Origin of the sequence: Autumnicola patrickiae, from assembly GCF_031846525.1 — a bacterium.
GTDB classification, from domain to species: Bacteria; Bacteroidota; Bacteroidia; order Flavobacteriales; family Flavobacteriaceae; genus Autumnicola; species Autumnicola patrickiae.
In genome coordinates this window covers 1-21,063 of record NZ_JAVRHM010000003.1, presented here as the reverse complement: position 1 = coordinate 21,063, position 21,063 = coordinate 1, and the positions used below count along the sequence as shown (strand labels likewise).

At 39.2% G+C, this 21,063-nt stretch carries 12 protein-coding genes; 1 reads left to right on the top strand and 11 read right to left on the bottom strand.

Annotated elements, in window-relative coordinates; all coding sequences use genetic code 11:
* Nucleotides 1-6: 6 nt before the first annotated feature.
* The 8 genes from RM549_RS03875 to RM549_RS03840 all read right to left on the bottom strand — a co-directional run bounded on the left by RM549_RS03875 (nt 7) and on the right by RM549_RS03840 (nt 12,288).
* Nucleotides 7-1,896, bottom strand: a complete 1,890-nt coding sequence (locus RM549_RS03875; protein WP_311681688.1) for a pectinesterase family protein — start codon at nt 1,894-1,896, stop codon at nt 7-9.
* Nucleotide 1,897: 1 nt separating this feature from the next.
* Complete coding sequence (locus RM549_RS03870) at nt 1,898-4,366, bottom strand: glycoside hydrolase family 95 protein (protein ID WP_311681685.1); 2,469 nt, start codon at nt 4,364-4,366, stop codon at nt 1,898-1,900.
* Nucleotides 4,366-5,175 (bottom strand): rhamnogalacturonan acetylesterase, encoded by an 810-nt coding sequence (locus RM549_RS03865; RefSeq protein WP_311681683.1) that lies wholly within the window; start codon nt 5,173-5,175, stop codon nt 4,366-4,368. The genes RM549_RS03870 and RM549_RS03865 overlap by 1 nt, the downstream gene beginning before the upstream one ends.
* A gap of 309 nt (nt 5,176-5,484) precedes the next feature.
* Nucleotides 5,485-7,134: a glycoside hydrolase family 43 protein gene (locus RM549_RS03860; RefSeq protein WP_311681680.1), complete on the bottom strand. Its 1,650-nt coding sequence runs from the start codon at nt 7,132-7,134 to the stop codon at nt 5,485-5,487.
* A gap of 10 nt (nt 7,135-7,144) precedes the next feature.
* Nucleotides 7,145-8,152 (bottom strand): DUF4861 family protein, encoded by a 1,008-nt coding sequence (locus RM549_RS03855; RefSeq protein WP_311681678.1) that lies wholly within the window; start codon nt 8,150-8,152, stop codon nt 7,145-7,147.
* 40 nt (nt 8,153-8,192) lie between these two features.
* The gene (locus RM549_RS03850; RefSeq protein ID WP_311681675.1) at nt 8,193-9,458 is read right to left on the bottom strand and encodes a glycoside hydrolase family 88/105 protein; all 1,266 of its coding nucleotides are present in this window, start codon (nt 9,456-9,458) and stop codon (nt 8,193-8,195) included.
* A gap of 290 nt (nt 9,459-9,748) precedes the next feature.
* The gene (locus tag RM549_RS03845; protein WP_311681673.1) at nt 9,749-11,200 is read right to left on the bottom strand and encodes a glycoside hydrolase family 28 protein; all 1,452 of its coding nucleotides are present in this window, start codon (nt 11,198-11,200) and stop codon (nt 9,749-9,751) included.
* 47 nt (nt 11,201-11,247) lie between these two features.
* A complete protein-coding gene (locus RM549_RS03840) occupies nt 11,248-12,288 on the bottom strand; it encodes a pectinesterase family protein (protein ID WP_311681671.1) in 1,041 nt (346 codons plus the stop codon).
* A gap of 343 nt (nt 12,289-12,631) precedes the next feature.
* Here RM549_RS03840 and RM549_RS03835 point away from each other — a divergent pair, with 343 nt between their 5' ends.
* Nucleotides 12,632-13,663, top strand: a complete 1,032-nt coding sequence (locus tag RM549_RS03835) for a LacI family DNA-binding transcriptional regulator (RefSeq protein ID WP_311681669.1) — start codon at nt 12,632-12,634, stop codon at nt 13,661-13,663.
* A gap of 60 nt (nt 13,664-13,723) precedes the next feature.
* Here RM549_RS03835 and RM549_RS03830 read toward each other — a convergent pair whose 3' ends face one another.
* The 3 genes from RM549_RS03830 to RM549_RS03820 form a co-directional block, all read right to left on the bottom strand.
* Nucleotides 13,724-15,100 (bottom strand): glycoside hydrolase family 28 protein, encoded by a 1,377-nt coding sequence (locus RM549_RS03830; RefSeq protein ID WP_311681667.1) that lies wholly within the window; start codon nt 15,098-15,100, stop codon nt 13,724-13,726.
* Nucleotides 15,101-15,234: 134 nt separating this feature from the next.
* Nucleotides 15,235-16,851, bottom strand: coding sequence for a RagB/SusD family nutrient uptake outer membrane protein (locus RM549_RS03825; protein WP_311681665.1), 1,617 nt, complete (start codon nt 16,849-16,851; stop codon nt 15,235-15,237).
* A gap of 9 nt (nt 16,852-16,860) precedes the next feature.
* A complete protein-coding gene (locus tag RM549_RS03820) occupies nt 16,861-19,962 on the bottom strand; it encodes a SusC/RagA family TonB-linked outer membrane protein (RefSeq protein WP_311681663.1) in 3,102 nt (1,033 codons plus the stop codon).
* Nucleotides 19,963-21,063 lie beyond the last annotated feature (1,101 nt).

Below are 21,063 nucleotides of genomic sequence, written 5' to 3'. Positions count from 1 at the left end.
AATTTTTTATTTCTGAAGCGGTCTCCAGTGATCTTTTCCGCCTAAAATATTGTTTACAGTATACTTCTGAACTTCTTCTGAAGTTAACTGATGCGACCATTCCACCCGCGTTTCAGGAGAAGCACCTGCGCCGGAACTATTATATTCCGCGTAAAACGTTGTTCTCTCCTTATTAGGAAACATCTCATCCCCTTCCCATGCATCCCAACCTTCAGAAACAATATGATTTCCCATTTCCGAATTGATGAATACCGTTTGAGCACTTGGGCGCCACGGCCTTCCCAGGTAAACTTTATCAACATCATCTTCAGCAATAAGTTCACAATCAAAGAACACAAATCCAAATTCCTGATTGGGCGTAGTGGCCGCAGCTGTGATATAGGAATTTTGCAAGCTCTTAATCGTACAGTTTTTAAAGACAGCTGTTGCCTGACCAAAAATAAAATCGGTCGTGCCCTCTATATAACAATTCAGGTAAAGTTGCCGGCTGCCTGCTGTTGCCGCATAAATAGTATCCTGGCAGCCAAGAATCCGGGAATTTTTAATAATAAAATGGTCACCTTCTACATGTAGAGCAACGGCTTGTCCCCTATTGCACCAGGTATTTTCTATGGTGATATTTTCAATTTTTATATCATCTCCCTGCACCAGCACGGTATAGGAAGTGAAGGTATTCAGCGTTTTTTGAGTAACCGAATCTGTTTTGCCGGAATAATCACTATTGCTGATAATTGTCTTTTCTGGATCCTCTCCTACAAAAGAAAGTTTGTGTTTCCAAGAAGGTATCACCAGCTTTTCATTATACGTACCATTTTTAATATGAATAATCACCTCACCGGGACCTAAATCGCGCGTAGAATTTACCGCTTCCTGGATTGTTGAAAATTCCCCACTGCCATCTTTTGCCACGGTAATTTCCCGGTAAGCCTGCTGCTTTTTTTCAGCATTTTTGACAAAAATTTTATTCAGAAAGTCTACAGTGTAATTGAGTGTGGTTTCATGCCAGGGATGCATAAGCCAGAAAGAGTGCGGCGACTGCGGAATGGTATGAACTTCATTGTAAATTCCGTTTTTATTCAGGATTTGAATCATATTATCACGGCCGGCGTGAAAACGAGGTTGTGCACTGTTGATAAAGAGCGTTGGCGGCGTATTTTGATCTACATATTCCAACGGAGAAGCTTCTTTCCATTTTTCCCGGTTTTCTTCTTCGGAACCTCCGAGCCAAATGCCCGCCATTGTGCCTTCTTCGGCATCGGGATGAATAAAAGAGACAATCCCGTCGATGTTTACAATTGCCTGGACCTCATCTGAAACTTCAGTATTATCTCCGCTGTAAATTGAAGCATTGGGAGTCACTCCAATAAGCGTCGCCAGTTGCGCTCCTGCCGAGGCTCCCAAAATGGCAATTTTCGACCTGTCGATATTATATTTTTCTGCATTTTTTCGCATCCATTTTACCGCATCTTTGAGATCCACCACTGCTGCCGGATAAGATGCCCTGGCGCCCAGCCGGTAGGTTGCAGTGATAGCAACATAGCCGTTTTTTGCCAAATCCTGAGCCATTGGACGAAGATTTTCTTTGCTTCCGGTAAGCCAACCACCGCCATGGATCAATAAAACCGCAGGGTAATTTTGCCCATTTTCGGTCTTGGGTGCATAAATGTCTGCTTTTAGAATTTCATCATCCACTTCTTTATAAACAACATTTTCTGCTGAAAATATTTCTTCAGAAACTTTAGATTCCAACGGACTAATGAACGGATAATCTTTTTTCAGTTTCTCGTAGGTAGTGCCAATGGTATAAGGCCTGATTTTATTTTTTTCCTGTGCCTCCATCTTGAGTCCGAAGCAAAAAAGAAGAAGTACTAAAAAAAGGCTTTTCTGAATCTTCATTTTATTTGGTTTTAAACGTGTAGGACTTTCCTTTTTCAGTTTGAACATCATAGATATTATATTCCGGCAGTTCGGGAAGTTCCACCTGTGCATTTTCTGAAATGATTGGCATTTTGATTCGGGGATTTTGATAATATTTGTTTGAATTCTCCTGGAGAGCCCGTGGCAGTTCGTTACCATCTGTGTCTAGAAGTACTTCTTCTGTTCTTATCCTGAGAAGTCCCCCAAGTTCAGAATCGATTATTACTGTTTTGAGGCTGTTATCCTGCCAGTCGATGTCCACCTCGAATCCTCCCCGGGCTTTAATGCCCTTTACAGAACCTTTCTTCCAGGCATCTGGTAATGCCGGAAGCAAATGCACTGCACCATCGTGCGACTGAAGCAGCATTTCGGCAATACCCGCAGTACATCCAAAATTCCCGTCTATCTGGAATGGGGGGTGCGCATCAAGCAGGTTAGGATACGTACCGCCTTCTTCTGTACCGTCCTCCACCAGCGTGAGCTGGGTTTTTATAAGATCGTATGCCCTATTTCCGTTAAGCAAACGTGCCCAGAAATTCACCTTCCAGCCCATTGACCAACCGGTAGATTTATCTCCACGGAATTCCAGCGTCTTTTTAGCTGCTGAAAACAATTCGGGATTTTCAAAGGGTGAGATCTGGGCGGCAGGATGTAAACCATATAAATGGGAAATATGCCGGTGTTTGTTCCCTGGATCATCCCAATCCTTGATCCATTCCTGTAATTGCGCATGCTGACCAATTTGCATAGGCGGAAGACGTTTTCTGAAATTCTTTAATTTTTCTGAAAAATCCTGATCCTGCCCCAGTTCTTCAGCTGCCCGAATGGCATTGGAAAAAACATCGAACACCAGCTGATTATCCATCGTGGTTCCATAGGTGATTCCCACGTCATCCTGATATTTGTTTTCAGGAGACATAGAAGGTGCAACTACAAGCCATTGGTTTTCGGGTTCTTCTTGTAGTACATCTGCATAAAATTCAGCCGTAGATCTTAAAACAGGATAATATTCTTTCAGAAACTCCCGGTCTCCTGTGTAAAGGTAGTGTTGCCAAAGGTGCTGACTAAGCCAGGCGCCACCCATAGGCCACATTCCGTAGAAACCCCCATCTATAATTCCTGTAACCCTCCAAATGTCTGTATTATGGTGCATGTTCCACCCACTGACATTGTACATTTCCCGGGCACTTTCCCGGCCGGTATTTGCCAGTTCTTTCAGCATCTGAAACAGTGGCTCGTGAAGTTCAGAAAGATTTGTCACCTCAGCGGGCCAGTAATTCATTTCGGTATTAATATTCACGGTGTATTTGCTGTCCCAGGGAGGAGTTAATTGATGGTTCCATATTCCCTGTAAATTGGCTGGCTGACCACCGGGCCTGGAGCTGGAAATTAGCAAATAACGCCCAAATTGGAAATATAGCGAAACAAGTGAAAGATCATCTGTCCCCGAGAAATTTTCGAGCCGCTCATCTGTTGGAAGATTAGAACCAGTTCCGCTGCCAAACTTTAAGTTTACGCGATCAAATAAGTATTTATAATCCTGAATGTGCGATTCCTTTAATTCAGCAAAAGATTTAGACCGTGCTCTTTCCAGATAATCTACTGCAACTTTTTCGGCAGAATTGCTCAAATCCTGGTAATTCTTGAAATTAGTACCAATGCTTAGAAATATAAGGACCTCATCTGCATCCTTTATTTCAATGCTCTTTTCCTTCTGAAGGATGCTGCCCGAAACTACAATAGGATAGGCAAGGGATTGAAATTCTACCTTACCCGATTTATTATCAATATCTCCGCTCTTACCGTCGAGCTGAAGCATTTGGTTTTGAACTGAAATTTGATGCTTTTCCTGAATGCTTTCAAAATTAAGTTCTGTCGAAATTTTTCCCGGTTGGCTTGAGGTAAGATGAATCACCATTACCTGATCAGGATAAGAAACAAAATAGTTCCTTTTGAAATGTACGCCGTCGATATCGTATTCCACAGCAGCTATTGCATTGCCAATATCCAGATCTCTCCTGTAATTTTCGACCTTCTGATGGTCAGGAAAAGTTAACAGAAATTCACCAACGGTTTGATATGGCATTCCATAGTTACTGTTCTGTGGTGCCTGCCTCGGAAACGTTTCATTTGCCAGATTTTGTGCTTTTTCATTTTGACCCGAAAAAAGAAGCTTCCTTAACTCCTGAATTTGAGGGTATACATCTTGAGGTACATTATTGCCTGGTTCCCCCGCCCATACTGTCTCTTCATTAAGCTGGATTCTTTCCTCCTCAATTCCTCCGAAAATCATTCCACCAATCCTGCCATTTCCAACAGGCAACGCTTCATTCCAGTTTGCAGCAGGTTCATCATACCACAAAACATTCTCATTGTTTACCTCCTGTGCTTTACATACAAGACAGGTAAGTAAACAAAACAATGATAATGTGCTCTTTGTCCTTGCCATTATTTAGTTTTTTTATTCAATTCCTGCATCCCTTCAAAAACCAGCCGCGCCACAGCTTTGGCTCCTTCTGGCTGAAAATGGGTGTTATCTTCCTGCCCTTCAGGATAGGCTTCATACTTTCCTGCCGGAAGGTTCATAAAATAATTGTTAGTCACATAATCCTTTCCTTTTTCAGAAAAATGATCCATCGATTTTTGATTGAGGTCTATAAACATCACTTCAAGTTCTTTGGCTACATCTTTTGCTGCCTGGTCGTACTCTCCATGTACATTTTGCAAGTGGCCGTTTTCCCAAGGATAATTTCTGGCCACGGGAGTAAGGATAACAGGATAGGCTCCTTTTTGACGGGTCTGGGAAACATACAATCGCAGAAATTCTTTATAACCTTCCACATCCACATACCGCTCAGTTTTATTTTCAGCAGCATCGTTGTGTCCGAATTGCATAAGGACGACATCATTTTTTTCCAAATTTTCGTAAACAGAACGCCATCTGCCTTCCTGGAAAAAAGTACGTGTACTGCGGCCACCCCTGGCACGGTCATCTACAATTACACTATCTGCGGAAATAATTGCGCGGACTTTCTGCAGGCTGTCTGGTGTCATAAATTGCTGAAAAACCTGTCCCCAGCCGGTAACAGGATAGCGGGTTTTCATATAATCCTTTCCGGGATCATAATTATCGCTGTAATCTGCCATTGTTGAGTCGCCGATGAGGTAAATCGTAATGGTTTTTTGCTGAAAAGAGAATGCTGATAAAACCAGCACCAACACTAAAAAGCTAATCGGAAATAAAATCTTTTCTTTCATCTGAAATAGTCAATTTTAAGAGAGAAGCGTCAAAGACACCTCCTGAAAATGACAATTATCGACCTGCTATTCCTTTAATCATTACTTTGACAAGCAATTTTCTCAGGTTTTTGGCTTTTTTGCAGGTTTTGCACCGCTTTTCTCTTCAAAAACGGCTAGAAATTGCCTGAAGAACATCAATTTTCACAGAAATTCTAAAAAAAGAATGTTTCCTGAAGCTCAGGAACTATTCTTCCGGTTTTTAAAAAAAGAAGGGCTGTTTTTTTCATATTCAACCTGAACAAAAACAGAGGTCTTTCTTTTTCACAATTAGTTACCCGTAAACCGGAAATAGTCAAAATCGGCGTATCCGGAATCATTCGTTTTTTGATCTTTTAATGCAAAAAGCCCGACCTTCGCACCTATCCATTTTCCGGGGACTGCAGTAAAAGTTTCTTCAACTTCAGTAAAATTATTTCCGTCTTCACTATAACTAAAAGTACATTTAGCTCCTTTATCTATTTTTACCCGAAAATGGACCGCATTTCCGTCTAACGTTCCCACAACCTTCTCTTGTTCAGGCTTACCGTGCTCTGCATCTTCTGCAACCACGTATTTAATCACAGTTCCATTTTCAGTACTTTCAACAGCCAGATAAGCATAGGACATTCCCATGACTATCAAACCTGCTTTTTCGTTCTGCAAATCTTCATTAGGATGAAAAGTGAATTTTGTGGAGGTCGTGAATTCTTCCGCAGGAAATTTTTGTAACAAAAAATTTGGTGCATCCCAGAGATTTTTAGCACTTTCAGGTAACAGCTGCGTGTAAAGTCTTAATTGACCTTTCGCCGGATTTGCAAAAGCCCACGTAGCATGCGGATTTGCCTGCCACTGCCATTGAAGGCCATTGTCATTTCCATCAAATTCATCTGAATCCTTCGGAGTAACTACAGGATATTCTTTACTTAAATTAGGTTTCTTATGAGACAAAACCGGCTCTCCCGTACCATCGCCATCTTCGTCTTTTCCCATAGTAGGCCAATCATTCTCCCATACCATGGGCTGTAAATGAACGATTCTTCCATAAGCTTCCTTATCCTGAAAATGGATAAACCAGTCTTCTCCATTCTCCAGCTCGATCCATGCACCCTGATGCGGACCGTTAATTTCAGTATTTCCCTGTTCTAAAGAAATATGTTCCTCGTAAGGGCCGTAAGGATTTTTTGATCTTAATATTGTTTGCCAACCCGTGGACACTCCTCCTGCCGGGGCAAAAATGTAGTAATAGCCGTTTCTTTTATAGAATTTGGTTCCTTCAACCGTTGGATGATCTTCATGACCATCAAATACGATTTTACCTGCTCCGGTGGTTTTAGTGCCTTCAGCATTCATCGGCTTTACCACGAGAATACTTTTAATTCCTGCACGACTTCCTGCATAGGCATGGGATAGATAAGCTTTGCCGTCATCATCCCACAGCGGGGCAGGATCTATAAGGCCTTTTCCCTCTTCTACAAGAACAGGTTCTTCCCACTCTCCTTCCGGATCTTTTGTTTTCACCATGTAAATCCCAAAATCGGGATCTCCCCAGTAGATATAATATTCTCCTTCGTGATATCGAATCGCCGGTGCCCAGACTCCATTCCCGTGTTGCGGCTCACTAAAATGATTAAGAGGAACCTGCCGGTCTAAAGCGTGTCCAACAAGTTTCCAGTTCACCAGATCCTTTGAATGCAAAATAGGCAGTCCCGGAGCAACATTAAATGATGAAGCTGTCATATAAAAATCGTCACCAACCCGAACTACATCTGGATCTGAATAATCTGCGTGGAGAATCGGATTTTTATATGTTCCATCACCCTGGTCTGCCACCCAAACTTCAGAAATATAATTTTCCTTTTTCTGCGCAACGCTTTGCTGAATTCCGCTGAAAAGAAAAAGCATTACTACAATACTTGTGAAGCTGGATTTCTGAAGCATTTGCGAGATTTTATTCAAGACTTCCTTCTTCCTGAAGCGTGCTTAGCTGAGCGTCCAGATTTGACACAAATTCTTCTTCAGAAGTGATTCCGTTGGGCTCCTGTTCCCAGGCTGCAAGAAAATAATAGGTTGGCTCTGCATCTTCATTAAAAACCACAAGATGATCATGCGGTCCTTCTTTTACTTCTTTAACCTGATCAGTTTTATAGAAAATTGCCATTCCAAGCTTATCTTCATCGCTTACCAGCGTTTGGTTACCATAAGTTGCAATATATGCCCACTCACCGTTTTCGCTCTCTTTCTGCTTTAGATCAATTCCATTGAATTTTACAATTCCGGTGGTCAAACCTTCAAGAGATTCTGAAGGATTTAATTCTACTTTTGTAAAACGGCCTTCAGGATAAATAGTTAAAGTAGAATTGAGGTCTATAGTGTCCTGACCAGTTACCCAATCTGAATACTCAATCTCAACCTGGGAAGAACCTTCAAGATTAGAAACGCTGGCGCGGGTATTTTGAACATTTCGGAAATGCGCAACAGAATCGTTCATAAACCTGCCGTAACTTCCTATCCCGAGAGATTGTCCTGCTTTTAAAATATCCATACCCCATGGAGACTCATCGTGGTACGAATCAAAATTATCCTTACCTACCTGGTGCAAAACCATTGTGTCTGTCTTTTTACCAAAAATATCTATCGCATTCCGCCAATCCAGGTAAAGACGGTATCCCACCTGAGCATTCTCCCACCCCGGTCCTTCATATCTTATATAATATGAATGATCGGTATGATCTTCAGGCAAAGTTACTTCGTCAACATTTTTAAATGTTCCGCCTTTATATTCTCTTCCTTCCCACTGGCCTCCTTCTTTAATGGAAATTTCAGCATAAGTTTCACGTTCAGTTTCCTGAACAGTTTCCTCCTGGATTTCTGTTTGTTCCTGCTCTTTGTTGTCTTTACAGGAAATGACCACTACAGAAGAGATGGCCATTAGTAAAATTCCGGTTTTAAATTTCATGATTTTTGTATTTGATGGATTGGTTATTAAAGATAAGAATTTACTGCTGTTCAAGTTCTTCATATTCAAGTGAGGCGAGGATAAAAGGACCTACTCCCTTAGGGTCATTGTCCCTGATTATTTCATTTACATAATATTCAAAAGAACCATCGCGATAGGGATCTCCACCTAAACCTGCAACACCATTAATGTCGGTTAAACTAATGCCTCCATCGTCATCTTTTCTTATAAATTGTTCCAAAACACCTTCATACGCTTCTATGCCATCTTTCCTGTACTTTACATCGAGATAACCTTCATCAACTCCCTTTAGCAAAAAGTAGGCATACATGCTGGACGCAGAAGCTTCAAGGTAATTCCCTTCTCTATCCCCCTGGTCTAAAACCTGGTACCACACGCCGGTTTCTTCATCCTGATATCTTACAATACCATCAGCTATTTTTTGAGCTATTTCAACTATTTGATCCCTTTTTGGGTGATCTTCAGGCATATAATCGAGAACATCTACCACAGCCATACTTAACCAGCCAATACTTCTCCCCCAGTAATTTGAGGAAAGACCGGTTTCGGGATCTGCCCATCGCTGCTCTTTACTCTCGTCCCAGGCGTGATGATAAAGACCAGTCTCTTCGGTATAGGTGTACTTATCTATCAGGTAAAATTGATTTGCCACATCATCAAACAATTCGGGTTCATCAAACTCGGCTGCATATCGAGCAAGGAAAGTGGAGCCCATGTATAAACCATCCAGCCACATCTGGGAAGGATAAATTTTCTTGTGCCAAAATCCGCCTTCAGAAGTCCGGGGATGCTCCCGCATTTGATCCCTCAATTCTTCAATAGCAAGCCTGTATTTCTCTTTATCTGTTTCCTCGTAAAGGCCAATCAAGAACCGTCCACCTTGCACACGGTCAATATTATAATCAGATTTTTTATAGGTTTTAATATCCCCGTTTTCTTCCACCATAAAGTCTGCAAAATTCTTGATATAGTCCAGGTACTTTTCATCGCCTGTTTCTTGATGGACTTTTTCCATTGCCGTCATCACAAGTCCGTGGGTATATTCCCATTTCGGCTTCTCATTAAAATCCAGGGTCCAGCCTTCAGGATTTCTTTTAATTTCTGAATCGGCCATCCAGGTAGAGTAATTTTTCTCCTGCTCATAATCGGTTACTGGCTCCTGTAACTCTGCCTTATCTGAATTTTCTTCTTTGCTCTTACAGCTCACAGCGGCACCTGAGCAGATAAAGACTAGCAGCAAAGCCGATAATTGCCAAAATACAGGAATGATCTTATTTGTTATCATATTTTTAAAATTTTAATTTTAAGTAGAAAACCTTTCAATAGGAAACTAATAGCACAACTGAAGCTATATCGTTTTCGAAATTAAAAAAGCTAGTCACCATGTAATCGATTACACAAACATAAGCTATAGATTCATTTAAAGCAAAAAATTTGCTGAAAAAGATAATGATCTTATTTCACGGTTTAACCATTTGAAAATTGTTCAATTTAATGGTAATCCAAAGCTTAAAAATAAATTATATATTTCAATTAAAAACTGAAATTAAGATCATCTATCTCCTCGTGTTTATATTAATTAGTTATTTCCTTCCCGTTTATCGTAACATTTTTAAATGAAATTGGTTCGGCATTTTCCACTAACATGGGTGTTTCAGCATTCTTAATATGCACATTGGTTAGATTGACATTTCCAACAGGTGATTCTTCCCTTCCTCTTATCAAAATTCCATATTCTCCTCCATTTTCAACATTTATATCTTCCAGAAAAATATTCCTAATTACCGGCATATGTTCCCCTTCCTGGTTGTCATAAATCGCATAATGAGTGTTGATTTTTAGAACAGCTTCTTTTACTTGTCCAACTTCAATATTCTTCACATAAATATTCTCTATAGTCCCTCCACGCCTGGTATTGGTTTTAATCCTTATAGCGCGATCGAGGTTTGGACTGTTCATTTCGCAATTTCTAACGTAAACATTACTTACACCGCCAGAAATCTCGCTTCCCATAACCACTCCGCCATGGCCGTCTTTCATTATACAATCTTCAACAACAATATTCTCACTTTTTATACCTACTCGTCTTCCGTCATTATCACGGCCAGATTTTATAGCAATACAATCATCGCCGGTGTCAAAAAGGCAATTTTTAATATGCACATTTTTGCTGTACTCGGGGTTACAACCATCATTATTTGGTCCGTGGCTTTCTACGGTTACCCCATCTACAGTTACATTGTTTGATTTAATGGGATGCATCACCCAAAAAGGCGCATTTATAAATTTCACGTCTTTAATTAAGACATTACTACATTCAAAAGGTTCAAAAAATGTAGGTCTGAACTGATGACCTTCCCCAAAAACCCGGTCCTCGACGGCCACCCCGTCTTCTACCATTTTGCTCAACCTGGGGAGGTTATGCTCATCACGCTGATTTGGATCTCCCTTTTTATAACCATAGCGTTCTGCGCCACTCCATGGCCACCAATTGTCATTTCCAGCCTGGCCGTTAAAGGTTCCTTTACCAGTAACGGCTATATTTTCCTGCTGATAGGCATAAATAAGAGGAGAATAATCCATCATTTCCATCCCCTCGTAAGACGTGTGTACCACAGGTAAATAATCACTTTTGTTGGTAGAAAATAAAATTTCTGCTCCCTCTTCAATATGAAAATCCACATTACTTTTAAGATGGATAGGACCTGTTAGATATTTTCCTGAAGGAACAACAACTCTACCGCCGCCGTCTTCATTACATGCTGCTATTGCATCTGCAAAAGCTTTTGTATTATCTGTCGTACCATCAGCTTTTGCACCGTAATCCTGAACATTAAAGCTCGTGTCGGGAAAAGTAGGAACAGTAATATTTTTAATAATTTCATCTGCCTTATCCCACGGATCTGTCATTTCGGAATTTTCGACAGCTGCAGTTTCTTTTTCTTCTGAATTGTTTTTACAGGAATACAGACCACCTAAAAGCAGGCACAGGATTAATAACTTGTAATTAAATTTAGTAAGATTCATAGTTTGTATAATTAATATTTGGATGAATGTTGAATTTTTAGATTGATTTAATTTCCTGACGGAAGCCAGTTATCTTTTCCCTTTAAAACATTTTGGACTGAAAATTTTTCTGCTTGTCCAGAAGTAAGTTGATGTGACCATTCCACTCTCTCCTCTGGCGCTGCGCCGGGTCCTTCGGAAGCAAATTCGGCATAAAAGGCAGTTTTTTCAGCTTCAGGTTTATCCCAGTTGTGCCAACCTTCTTTTTTTATGTGGTCTCCCATTGTAGTATTAATAAAGACGGTCTGTGCATATTCTCGCCAGGGCCTGCCCAGATACACTTCCTCTTTGGGAGCATCGCCAGTAAGTTTGCAGTTTATAAAAATGAAACCGAAAGGAGAGTCTTTCTCTGTTGAAGCTGCTGTAATGTAATGCCCTCCTTCTTTGGAGTAGATTTCACAGTCTTCAAAAACAGCTGTGGACCAGCCAAAAATAAAGTCGGTTGTACCTTCTATATAACAGTTTTTGTAATACTGCCGACTGTTGCGGCCGTGGGGATACAATGTATCCTGAAACCCCAAAAATCTACAATTTTCGAAAATGACCCGATCACCATCTATTCTTACTGCTACGGCCTGACCTACAGGACCTGAAGAATTTTCGAAGGTGATATTTTTCGCGGTAAAATCATTAGCAAAAATAAAAAATGAAGAAGATCCTGTTGTCCCCATTTCTTCTCCAAACCTGTTATGTTTTTTAGAGTAATCATCATAGGTAAGGACGGTTTTTACCCTATCCTCACCAATAAAGGTGACGTTTGTTTTAGAAGCGGGAAGAACTAATTTTTCCTTATATACTCCTTCTTTAATATAGACTGTGGTTGTATTTTTTCTAAAATCTGGAATAGCATTTATTGTCTCCTGAACAGTGGTAAAATCCCCCGAGCCATCCTTAGCTATAACAAAATCATATTCGGCATCAGGTTGATAACCATCTTCAGAGATGAATCCATTAATTTTTATTCGATCGTTCTTTACCTCAATACCGGCATAACAGGAAGAACCTACATTAAATATCAAACAAATTACTACAAAAAATATTTTTTGCATAAATTTTATATTAATCAATGTTAACTGCATAATAGATATGCTATAATTACATCTACAAAATCGGACGACTATTTACTAATAACCAATAATCAAATCTTTCATTATCTTTGCATAGTTCTAAAGAACCGTTTTGAGCATACAAATCACGCATTTTGTAATCGATTGCGTTAATATATATGTTTTTGCTCATTAACACAAAAAATTCCTTATTTTTAAAGAAATTAAGTTTTACCAACCGAAGAATTCCAATACGGAACGGATTCATTTTTATCGAATCCCGCGCCCAGGATGTATTCTTTCAGCTGACTGAAAAAAGTGAATCTATCGCAACCTTAATAATCGAATGAGCGGAAAAGAAAAAGTTACTATTTACGATATTTCAAAAAAATTAAATGTGAGTGCCGCAACTGTTTCAAGGGCCCTGAATCAGAATCCGAAGATCAGTGTCAAAACTAGGGAGCTGGTCGCAAAGACTGCTGCGGAAATGAATTACAAACAGAACCGACTTGCACAGGCACTTAAAAGCGGTAGAACAAATAATATAGGCGTAATCGTACCTTACATTAACCGGAGTTTCTTTTCTTCTGTTATTAGAGGGATTGAGGAAGAACTAAGACCTCATGGATATCATGTAATTATTTGCCAGTCTCATGAAGAAGTTAGCAATGAGGTAGAACAAATAAATACCCTCTTAAATACCCAGATTGATTGTATTTTTATGTCTGTATCTAAAACCACGCAAAATTCTGATCACATAAAAAAAGTTCTTGAAGAAAATACTCCTCTGGTCTTTTTTGATAGAAAGATGGAAGTACCTGGGGTGAGTTCTGTAGTTATAGATGATTTTAAAGCAGGATTTATGGTCACTGAGCACCTTATTAAACAGGGCTGCACGCGCATCGCTCACCTATCTGGTGAGAGCAACCTCGAAATTTACAAATATAGACATGAAGGTTATTGTGCTGCCCTTGAAAAATACGGACTGGATTATGTGCCGGAGTATGTGATAAAAGCGAATAGTAAAATTGAATCTGGAATAGAGGCTGTCACCCAGTTATGGGACCTGGAATTAAAACCTGATGCAATTTTTGCTGCCGGGGATTATGTTGCCCTTGGTGCGATACAGGAGTTAAGAGACCGAAATATAAAAATCCCTGAAGAAGTATGTGTGGCAGGTTTTAGTAACGAACCTTTTACAAAATATATGGAACTTCCAATAACCTCTATAGACCAGACACCTCAGCTTATGGGTAAAATCGCTGCACAGGTTTTTCTGGAACAGGTAAAACAAAATCAAACTATAACTATTGAAAAGAAAGTAGTTCTCCCTCCTGAATTGTTTGTGAGAGATTCTTCGGATAGAGGTTTAAAATAGAAAAGAGTCCGGATAACCGAACTCTTTTCATTACTTTCTTCCCGTAAACAGCAGAATCTTTTAGAATTTGGAGACTTCTTCTGTTGTGGCAGTAGTTGGGACTCCTGCTTCTTCACCAATTATCACCTGTTCAAAAACTACATTCTCAGTGTTTTTAATCGTAATAGCGTTACTTGCTTTTTTTACGTGTATATTATTTAATTTCACATTTTCCACCTTACTATCTTCATATCCTTCAATTACTATAGCAGTTCCTGTAGCCTCTTCAGATGTTACATTATTAATATAAATATCAGAGATTTTGGAATTAAAACCTTCACCTTCTCCATGATAATTTGCCGTGATAAAGAAAAGATCTTCTACTTTACCCAACTCTATGTTGCTAACATAAATATCCTTCATGTATCCACCTCTGTCCGGGTTCGTTTTAAAATAAATTCCACGTTTTAAATCCCCCCATGCCTTACAATTATCCACAAATATATTCTTCACTCCTGCAGACATTTCGCTTCCAATAACTACCCCATGCAAGCCTTTCAATAAACAATTCCTCATCACGATATTTTGAGATGCCTGATCTGCATTAGAACGACCTTCATGATCCCTTCCAGCTTTAATGGCAAGATTATCATCGCCATTATCAAACTTTACATTCTCTATTAAAATATCCCGGGTATATTCCAGATCTATCCCATCATTGTTATAGTTATGAGCATCATATTTTAAACCTCTTAATGTAGCACTACTACATTTTAAAAGATGCAAACACCAAAATGGTGCATCTTCTATGGTCACATCCTCGATTAAAATATTCCGGGAATTAACAAATTGAATTAACTGTGGCCGCAGGTAGTGACCTTCACCAAAAATCCTTTCTTCTACCGGGACATTGTTATGATTCATTTCCCTGCTCAATAACTGATCTTTTTCCTGAAGCTCCCTCCAATTTGCCCATGAATTTTTTGCTTCCCCGTCTATTGTTCCTTTGCCAGTAATAGCAATATTTTCCAGATCTATTCCATAAATCATAGGACTGTAATTATAAAGCATCGTACCCTCCCAGCTGGTTAGCACCAATGGATAATCTTTGGGATTGGAACCAAATTTTAATCTCGCCCCTTCTTCTAATTTCAGGTTTACATTATCTACAAAATGAATTGGTCCATTAATGTTATAGATCCCTTTTGGAACAACTATCGTACCCCCTCCATTTTCTTTAATAGCCTGCATCGCCTTATCAAATGCCTGCTTATTATCTGTCAAAGAATCTCCTTTTGCGTTAAACTGCATAATGGAAATTGTATAGTCTGGAATGGCAGGTAATTCTATACGATTTATGATCTCGCCCATCACTTTCTCACGAGCTGTTTCGTCTAATTGAGCACTCATGATATTAGTAATCATAAAGATTACCAGCACTATTATATATCTTTTCATCTCTTAAAAATTTGTTGCTATTTTAAATTATGAAATCATAATTTTATATGATTTTTTGTCGGTAAAATACATAAGCCCGGTATAAACCGGGCTCATGATCCTAACTCAAAACTAAAAATACAAAAACAAGAAGATTATTGGTAAGCAGGATTCTGTGGGAAATCCTGATTTTGATTTAGATCCATAGCTGCCTGAGGAATAGGTCTTAGTATTTTAAGCTCCCCATTATTTCCGGCAAAATTGCTCTCTTCAACTAAAAAGTGGTGTGCAGAAGCACGCTCTACCAATGTTCCGGTTCTTTTTAAATCGAACCATCTTTGATATTCACCCAGAAGCTCTCTTGCTCTTTCATCAAGAATAAAATCAATATCAAAGTCGGCCATTGTTGCCGGTTCCACACCTGCACGCTCTCTAACTTCATTTAACCTCATTAATCCTGTTGCAGCGTCTCCTGCCTGGAAATAAGCTTCAGCAGCAATTAAATAAGTTTCTGCCAGACGGGATAAAATAATATCACGAGTACTGGTACTTTCTCCAAATGGAGCTGAAGGATCATCAAATTTCTTTACAGGAATAGTCTCATAGTCAAAATTTGGGTTTTCTGAAGGTACATAACTACCATAAGGGTGATATGTTACCCCGGGATGAGCAGCTTCGTAAGCCGCCTGATCTTCGGCAGAGCTTTCCCATTGCGGAGCATAATATTCGCTAACTCCCAATGTAGAATGATCTTCTACTTCATAATAGTCAAAATATCGATCAAAGACTTCTACCATAAATGTTGCATCCCAACGCTCATCATCCTCACTATAAAGGTCAATAGCGAATTGTGTGGGAGTAAGCGTATAAGTCCTGTAAGGAGCATCCCCTGCCACTTCAGATCCACCCTGGTACGGGCCAAAATAAGAGGACTGCATATGCCCCAGTTCAAAAGGATCTGTACTTACAGAAGAATCATCATACTGCACAGAAAAAATCACTTCTTCATTTAATTCATTTCCAGGCCACCATACTTCTTCAAAAGAAAGATTAAGATCCTGACCGGCGATGGCTTCATCTGCATAATTTGCAGCTGTTGTAAAATCTGATTGATCACCAAAATCTTCATATCCCCGTGTTAGATATACTTTTGCAAGTAAATGCCTCACTGCACGTTTATTTACTCTTCCTGCATAAGCTTCTTCCTCTACAAGGTTAAGAGCCTCCTCAAGTTCTGCGATAATAAAGCTATAAACTTCTTCCGCAGAATTTCGGTCGAATTGGAGAACGGGGTTAGAAATATAATCTGTTACAAGACCCACCCCTCCATAAGTTTGGACCATTAGAAAATAGGCATTAGCACGTAAATATTTCACCTCTCCAACGCGATTGTCTAATAGTGGTGTTTCTTCAGTTAGATCTGCAAAATGTAACGCCATATTTGCCACCTGAACTGCACGATATCCAGTATTATACAAATGGCCTACTCCTTCTGAAGCCGGATTTAATTGGGTATACCTACTTAGCCCAGGTGGTTCAGCGTCACGTCCTTCAGCATAGAGATCTGTTCCGGCAGAAAACAACCAGGGCTCATTTCCATAAATTTCCCTAAGCTGCGAATAATTGGCGTTTACAAGGCTTTCAAAACCTTCTTCAGTTGCGTAGAATTCTTCTCCCGTAACATTTGAAAGGTTTTCCTCCTCAAGATAATCTTCGCAGGAGCTAAATAAAAAGCTCAATACTGCTATACCTAAAAATATCTTTCTCATCATTACTACTTTTTAAAATTTTAAACTAAAACCTAATTGATAAGTAATAGAACTTACCCGGCCAATTCCAAGATCGGCTTGAGCCCATTCGGGATCATATCCTTCATAATCTGTAAATACAAATGGGTTCAAAACATTCGCATATATCCTCAACTTATCGATATCAAGACGATCATTAATATTATCTGCAAATGTATATCCAAGTGCTATGTTTTTCACTTTAATGAAGGATGCGTCCTTATAGTAACCTACACCATCATTTCTCCAGAAGCTCCCTTCATTTCTTGGTTGTGGATGAGTGTTGGAAGCCCTTGCAGGAAGTCCTGCATCGTTTGCAGGAACATACCAATCGATATCCAACTTCTGTCTACCTCTGTCTCTTGTATCTGCAAAATTTGAATGAAAAGGACTATATACAAATACTCCCTGATTTGTAATTGCTGAAGCTGATAAATCAAAATTTCCAACTTTTAAGCTACTGAAAATACTTCCGCTCCACTTAGGATCAGAAGAGCCCAGAATAATTCTGTCTCCATCGGGAGTGTATCTGCCGTCACCGTTAACATCAAGAATTTTCTCCTGTCCTTCTTCCATTCCATAAGACGCAGCTTCATCAGCCTCGTCTGCCTGCCAGATTCCGGTAAATCTATAGTTATAATGCGCATCAATAGATTCTCCAATAAAGAGGTTGTTCCCTATATCATCTTCTACATCCTGACCATAGATAGATTCAATACTATTGGTGTTTTTTGTAAAAGTGAAGGATGTTGTCCAGGTTACATCTTCAGTTTGAATATTTCTGGTAGTTAATGCTACTTCGACCCCTTTGTTACTCACAGAACCTACGTTGGCATTAATAGACGCCCATCCTGTTTCCAACGGAAGCTGTTGCTGCAATAATAAATCGTCAGATAATCTGTCGTATACATCCACACTTCCTGTAATGCGATCATGAAAAAATCCGAAATCTACACCAAAGTTCACCTCCCTGGTCTTTTCCCATCCCAGTTGAGAGTTCGCAATATTTGCCGGTAACCATCCATTAGCCGTATTACCATTAAAGTCATAAAAGGTTTGGGTATCCAAAGTGTTTAATGTAGAATACGGTGCTATAATATTATTTCCTGTAAAACCATAACTTAGACGTGCTTTAAGGTTGCTTATCGTCTCCTGGTTACGTAGAAAGGCTTCTTCACTAATTCTCCAGGCAATGGCACCTGAAGGAAAAGAATCCCAGCGATTTTCTTCTGAAAGCAAAGAAGAGCCATCCCATCTATTGGAAAGAGTGATTAAATAACGATCTAAAAAGCCATAGTTTAAACGTAGAGCATAAGATGTAAGCGTCTGCTTCATAAAATTAGAACCTACGTTAAAAGTGCTCTGCTCACCACTGCCAATATTATAAAAACCGGTGTCAAATGGCATATTTCTGGAACTGCCAAAAGAACTTTCGGTTCTATTAGAATACATACTGAACAATCCTAACAGGTTAAATGCATGATCATCATTAATTGTATGGTTAATATTGAATTGGTTATCCCACGTGTAATTGAAATTCTCAAGACGCTCCATATCTGCAGAAGGTAAATTATTATTGCTAACCCCTCTGTTGGTCATTGCTCCCCAGGAACGTCCTCTCCTGTTGTTTTCAACACCTACCGAAAAAGTGGTTTTAAGGGATAGCCATTCTATGGGATCATACTGGAAATAAGTATTTCCAATCATGTTCCACCTGCGGATCTCATCTGCACTGTTGCTAATTTCTAATATTGGATTGTACGTACTGGTTTTATTTATGAGGAAATCACCATTCTCATCAGTTAATTTTCCAGGCATAGGAAAAAGTTCTCCATCTAATCCATAAGGAGTTAAAAACGGATTTAATCTGAAAGCTTCCCTCATAGCAAGGTCACTACCTAAGTTTTGTTCAGTAAGTGCCACTGTTAAATTGGCCCCTGCGGTAAACTTGTCATTGATTTGATGATTAAGACCAGCCTTAAAGGAATATTTTTCCAAGGACTCATTTTCTACGTTTCCGGTTTCTTTTTGATAACCGAGCCCCAGGTTATAGCCTAAACCGTTATCTGCTGTTCCGGAAATATTTAGATAACTATTCTGCTGAATTCCACTCTGTAAAACAGCATCATACCAATCAAAAGCATCGTTCTCTGTTGCCCTTCTTAGTAATTCAGCATTGGCATCACCAATTACAGCATCAAATAAAGTTTCTTCAGTAACATTTCCGGTTACCGGATCTGTACCCGCAGTTGCTAAATAAGCAGATTGGTGATAGTCCCACCAGGTTTGCGAATCCATCATTTCCGGCAGTCTGGCTACCTCCTTGATACCCACAAAATTTTCAAAAGAAATGTTTATTCCTGGTTTAGCCGAAGCACCACTCTTTGTAGTTACAATTACAACCCCGTTAGATCCACGTGATCCATAAATGGCTGTAGAAGATGCATCTTTAAGTACATCTATTCGATCTATATCCTGTGGATTTAAAAAATCAATATCATTGGCTGGAACCCCATCAACAATATACAATGGCTCAACGTTGCCACCCATGGAATTTTTACCACGTACAACAATATCAAAACCATCCCCTATTCTACCAGTGGATGTGGTAATCTGAACTCCAGGCATATTCCCCTGAAGTGCCTCCAACGGATTGGTTAAATTTCTCTCTGTTAAATCTTCTGAACTAACACTACTTACAGACCCGGTTAAATCGGTCTTTTTTAAGGTACCATAACCCACTACAACGATTTCGTCCATAGCTTCAAGATCAGGCTGAAGTATAAATTGAATATATTCCTGGCCGTCTACCGCAATTTCTTCTGTGCGATATCCAATGAAACTAGCAAGAAGAACCGCATCTGATGGAACAGTTATAGAGAAGTTTCCGTCAAAATCTGTTGCTGTACCATTTGAAGTTCCCTCCTGAACAATAGTCACTCCAGGCAGTGGTGCCTGAGTATCAGCTTCAATTACAGTTCCGGTTACAGTAATATTATCCTGTGCCTGCATTGTAAAACCAGTTACAAGCATTAGCAAAAAGAAAACAAAGGAAACGGATCCATGCTCCCTCTCTATCCATTTATTTCTTTTCATAATTTAATGTTTTTAAAAATATTAGTTGAAAAAAGAGTTTCAGATCCTCTTATTGTGTAGAAAATCTCTGCGGAGTTCCCTGCTGAAGGATCATTAAGGAGTTTCTCCACCGGAGAACTAACCTGAATGAAAAAGCTTATGTTTTCTTCGGGAAACAAGCTCCTCCTTAGCTCGTGTAATTTTAAATAAAGTTGAGTCATAAAAGTTGATTTAGTTAATTTATTAAAGATGTTAGTTATAGGCGATTACATAGATTATATCAGAAATAGAATTGAACAACATCCTTCTTCTTAAAGAAAACTAAAACTTTTTACGTGTTAAAACCGCTAAAGTCCCTGAGTAGGCTGAAAGAACTACTATTTCGTAAAATTTTTAACAATGTAATCGATTACGTAAATATATTTATAAAATGTCAAGTACAAAATTTTTAAGCCTAAAAATTATTATTATAATGATTTTAATAGGTTAGATAAGAGAATTTGAAGAGGAAAGAAGCGGGAAATACTTAATTTGAAGATTCAAAGCTGTTAATTTCGCCATTATTATTCTTTTCGATATCTCTGCGCAATCGATAACAACAATAAAAGGTAATGGTCTTTTGGAGAAATAATCCAATAAGAACTTTTTCAAAGTGAATAAACGGAGAGATAGATTAACAACCGTACAGGACTGCATGCCGATAATTGTCATTTTTAAGGCCTGCCTTTGAAAAAATTCGAAAACAAACAAAATTCCTCAAATAGCTCCTTCCTTTTTAAGGGAAGGTGACTTTATCAGCGACAGCTGATAAAGAAGTAGGGCTAAAAACAGGATTCAGAATAAAATATTAACTCTGAGCTCGAGTTTTTTAAAAACGGCTATTAACAGTACATCCTTTCTTCCTGGGAAGACTTCCAAGACGATAACTAACATTTTTCAGTTCTCCCAAGAATGTACGCTTACAGGAATGTGTAGAAAAAACCTACAAGGTTCTAAAATCCTTGCAGGATTCCCTGCAGATAATTGGCATTCTAAGGTATCAACTTTTAATAAAAGAGACATGGAATTAAAGGGCAGGAAGATTAGTAACTATATACAATGTATTTTCAGCTATAACACCAA